1 protein-coding gene and 1 pseudogene are annotated in these 4246 nt (G+C 73.4%); both read left to right on the top strand.

Features of this window, described 5'->3' with window-relative positions:
• Nucleotides 1–385: 385 nt before the first annotated feature.
• Nucleotides 386–4144, top strand: coding sequence for a nitrate- and nitrite sensing domain-containing protein (locus ACIRST_RS42325; RefSeq protein ID WP_402810116.1), 3759 nt, complete (start codon nt 386–388; stop codon nt 4142–4144).
• A 10-nt stretch (nt 4145–4154) separates the two neighbouring features.
• Nucleotides 4155–4246, top strand: a pseudogene (locus tag ACIRST_RS42320) (roadblock/LC7 domain-containing protein); the annotation flags it as partial.

Below are 4246 nucleotides of genomic sequence, written 5' to 3'. Positions count from 1 at the left end.
TATCAGGCATTCCGGAAGGTCTATGACTCTTTTCGATCTACGGTCCGGTTGGCATGTATCCGGCGAGTGTCCGAAAAATGCGGTATTCCGGTCCGGTTACCGCACAGTCAGTGAGATCGCACAAGCGGTCGGTAGCGCCGGGCGTCCGGTTCCTGCGGCCCTTGTTGGGATTCCCCGGCTGTGCTGGAATGCGACGGACCGTGGGTAGGGAGTGGTCCACCCCGGTGACCCGCTCTCCCGGACCGGCCGGGGAGCGGATGGAAACTCGACACCGTCCAGGCCGTGGCGACGCGGCGGGACGCCCGGTCCAGAGGTTGCGACGCCAGTGCAGGGACGTTTCAAAAGGGGTAGCGGCGCCGCGGGTAACCCGGAGTCGCGCGAGCCCATGGCAGCCCCCCAGCAGGCGGCGGCGCCCGGTGGCCCGGCAGAGCCGATCACACCCGAGGCCCTCGGCCGCCCCGAGGGGGACGGCCAGGAGCGGACGTCCACCCGGGACAGACTCCGAACCTCGCTGACCCGACGCCGGGCGACCGGTCTGAACCGGCTCGCGATGCGCAACTGGCGCATCCGGACGAAGCTGATCGCGCTGCTCGCCCTCCCCGTCCTGGTCTCGCTGGTCCTCGGTGGCCTGCGCATCCAGACCTCGATGGAGAACTCGCAGCAACTCGCCCAGATGGCCAACCTGTCCGATCTGGCCAAGAAGGCGACCAACCTCGCGGACGCGCTGCAGACCGAGCGCGACATCAGCGCCGGCCCGATCACGCACGACCCGAACGGCCAGCTGGACGACGACATCGTCGCCGCCCGCAAGGCCACCGACGACCTGAGCCGCACCTTCACCGCGTCCTCCGACAAGTTCGAGAACCTCGAACTGTCCGGCGGAAAGGCGCTGCTGCTGCAGATCCGCCGCGACCTGAACTCGGTCGCGGACACCCGCGGCGCGCCGTACCAGGTCAACCAGAACATCCAGTCGACGATCACCGCCTACGACGTGATCATCCGCGACCTGCTGTCCATCACCCAGGACATCGCGCTCGCGTCGAACAACAAGGACCTGGTCGTCTCGACCCGCGCGCTGCAGCAGTTCTCGCTCGCCAAGAACGCGACCTCGCAGCAGCGGGCCCTGATCAGCGCCGCGCTCGCCAACCCCAAGGGTCCGGACCTCAGCCTCAGCGACGAGTCCTTCGGCATCCGCCTGCGCCTGTCGTACGAGAACGCGATCGCCAGCTTCAACAACATCTACACCGCGCACGACCTGGACAACCTGCGCAGCCAGCTGAGCTACAACGGCGTCGTCGCCGACGCCGACCGCTACGCCGGCACGGTCCTCACCCAGGGCGGCATCCACCAGACCGAGCCGGTCACCTACAAGGACTGGTACGAGAAGGCCAGCGCCAAGATCAACGCCGAGAAGCGGATCGAGGCCAAGCTGATCGAGAACCTCGACGGCAAGGCCCAGGACCTGCAGTCGCAGGCCGACACGGACGCCCTGATCATCGGTGTCGCGGTCGCCCTGGTGCTGCTCGTCGCCCTCGGTGGCGCCGGTCTGATCGCCCGCTCGATGGTGCGCTCGCTGACCCGTCTGCAGGCCGCGGCCGAGGACGTCGCCGAGCGCCGACTGCCCGAGCTGGTCAAGACGCTCTCCGAGAGCGACCCGCACGACGTCGACACCACGGTCGAACCCGTCGCCGTCGACTCCGCCGACGAGATCGGCCACGTGGCGCACGCCTTCGACATGGTGCACAGCGAGGCCGTCCGCCTCGCCGCCGAGCAGGCCCTCCTGCGAGGCAACATCAACGCGATGTTCACCAACCTCTCGCGCCGCAGCCAGGGCCTCATCCAGCGCCAGCTGTCGCTCATCTCCGAGCTGGAGAGCCGCGAGGCGGACCCGGACCAGCTGGCCAACCTCTTCAAGCTGGACCACCTCGCGACCCGCATGCGCCGCAACGGCGAAAACCTCCTCGTCCTCGCCGGTGAAGACCCGGGCCGCCGCTGGACCAGGCCCGTTCCGCTCGTCGACGTGCTCCGCGCCGCCGCCTCCGAGGTGGAGCAGTACGAGCGCATCGAACTCGCCGCGGTGCCGTCGGCCGAGGTCGCCGGCCGCGTCGTCAACGACCTCGTCCACCTGCTCGCCGAGCTGCTGGAGAACGCCACCTCGTTCTCCAGCCCGCAGACCCGCGTCCGGGTCACCGGCCACGCGCTGCCGGACGGCCGCGTGCTGGTCGAGATCCACGACACCGGCATCGGCCTGAGCCCCGACGACCTCTCCGAGATCAACGAGCGCCTCGCCAACCCGCCGACGGTGGACGTCTCGGTCTCCCGCCGCATGGGCCTCTTCGTGGTCGGTCGCCTCTCGCTGCGCCACGGCATCCGCATCCAGCTCCGCCCCAGCGACTCCGGCGGCACCACCGCGCTGGTCATGCTCCCGGTGGACGTCACCAACTCCGGCGAGCGCCGCGGCGCCGGCCGCCCCGGACCCGCCCAGGGCAAGCAGCAGCGCGGGGTCGCCCCGACGCCGCGTCAGCAGCGCCAGATGCCGCCCGGCCGTCAGGGCGGTCCGGCCGCGCTCGGCCAGGGCCCGGCCGCCGGTGCCCCGCAGGGCGGCCGCCCGCAGCTCGGCCAGGGCGGTCCGGCCGCTCCGGCGGGTCCGGGGGCGCAGGCAGGTCCGGGTGCGCCCGGCGGCCGCGCCGGCGGTCTGCCGACCCGCCAGGTCGGCAAGGCGCTGCGCGAGAACCCGGTCGTGCCGAACCAGGGCCAGGGCCAGGGCCGACGCGGCCAGCAGCCCGCGCAGCCCAAGCAGGCACAGCAGCAGCCGCAGCAGCAGGCACAGCAGCCGCCGCAGCAGCAGTCGCCCCAGGGCGGGCTGCCGCAGCGCACCCCGGGCCGTCAGGGTCCGCCGCAGGCCGGCCAGGACGGCCTGCCCCGCCGCGGCCGCCAGCAGCAGCCCGGCCAGCAGCCCGGCCAGCCGCAGCCCGGTCAGGAGCGGCCGCGCCCCGGTGGCGAGTTCGACGGCGCTCCCGGTCCCCGGACCGGCGAGCAGCCCCAGCACGGCCGCCCCGGCGGTCCCGGTGCTCCGCAGCAGGGCGCCCGTCCGGGCAACCGTCCGCAGGACGGCCTGCCGCAGCGCGCCCCCGGCCGTCAGGGTCCCGGTGCGCCGGGCGGCCCCGGTGCGCCGGGTGCTCAGGGTGCCCCCGGCCGGCCCGGTGCCCAGGGCCCGCGCCGTCCGCAGCGCCCCGGCCCGGACGCGCCGCAGCGCGACCGCCAGCCGCAGCAGCAGGCCCCGCAGCAGCCCCAGCCGCTGCCGTCGGCCGAGCCGGCGCCGGTGGAGAGCACCCAGCAGTTCGCCCGCCCGCGCTTCGAGGCCAGCCAGATCGACCCGCGCGACCCGCTGGGCCTCGGCCTGGTCGAGCCGGTGCTGCCGAACGTGCCGAACCCGGCGCGTCCGGAGCCGGTGCGCCAGGAGCAGGCCCCGCAGCAGCAGCCGCCGCAGCTGCCGTACCAGGAGCCGATGGCCCTGCCGACCGGCCCGTCCGCGGCCGCCGGCCAGCAGCAGCAGCAGGAGCAGGGGCAGCCGCGGTCCTACCAGCCGCGCCGTCCCGGCACCTCCTCGCCGGAGTTCCTGGAGCAGGCCCCGCAGCAGCAGGCTCCCCAGCAGCAGGCCCCGCAGCAGGCCCCGCAGCAGCGGGCTCCGCAGCAGCCGCCCCGCCAGCAGCAGCCCCAGCAGCAGCGCCAGGCCCAGCCGCAGCAGGCCCAGCAGCAGCCGCAGCAGCCGCAGCAGCCGGGTGCCGACGACGCGCCGTGGCGTCCGTCCGCGAACGACGAGCGCTGGCGCCGGGCCGAGCAGGTCCGCGAGCCCTCGACCAACGGCGTCACCATGTCGGGCCTGCCCCGACGGACCCCGCAGGCCAACCTGGTCTCCGGCACCGCCGAGGCCTCGCCGCTGACCGGTCCCCAGGTCTCCCGGGCCCCCGAGGAGGTCCGCGGCCGACTGACCAACCTGCGCCGCGGCATCCAGCAGGGCCGCCGGGCCGGGGCCGAACAGGCCGCCAACCCGCCGGGGCTCCAGCATGGTGCCCAGCAGCCCGGATTCGATAGTTTCGGTGGCCGGAGCGACGGCAACGGCGCAGATCACCAGGAGCGTTGAGTTGAACCAGATGAGCCAGGCCGCACAGAACCTGAACTGGCTGATCACCAATTTCGTGGACAACACCCCCGGGGTGTCCCACACCGTGGTGGTCTCCGCGGA

It is taken from the genome of Kitasatospora sp. NPDC101447 (assembly GCF_044767225.1).
Classification (GTDB): domain Bacteria; phylum Actinomycetota; class Actinomycetes; order Streptomycetales; family Streptomycetaceae; genus Kitasatospora.
Note: the sequence above shows the minus strand (reverse complement) of the source record. Positions and strands in the feature narration are given on the sequence as shown.

Coding starts and splice junctions, on each gene's coding strand:
- ACIRST_RS42325 (WP_402810116.1), top strand. CDS start 386: ATGGCAGCCCCCCAGCAGGCGGCGGCGCCCGGTGGCCCGGCAGAGCCG.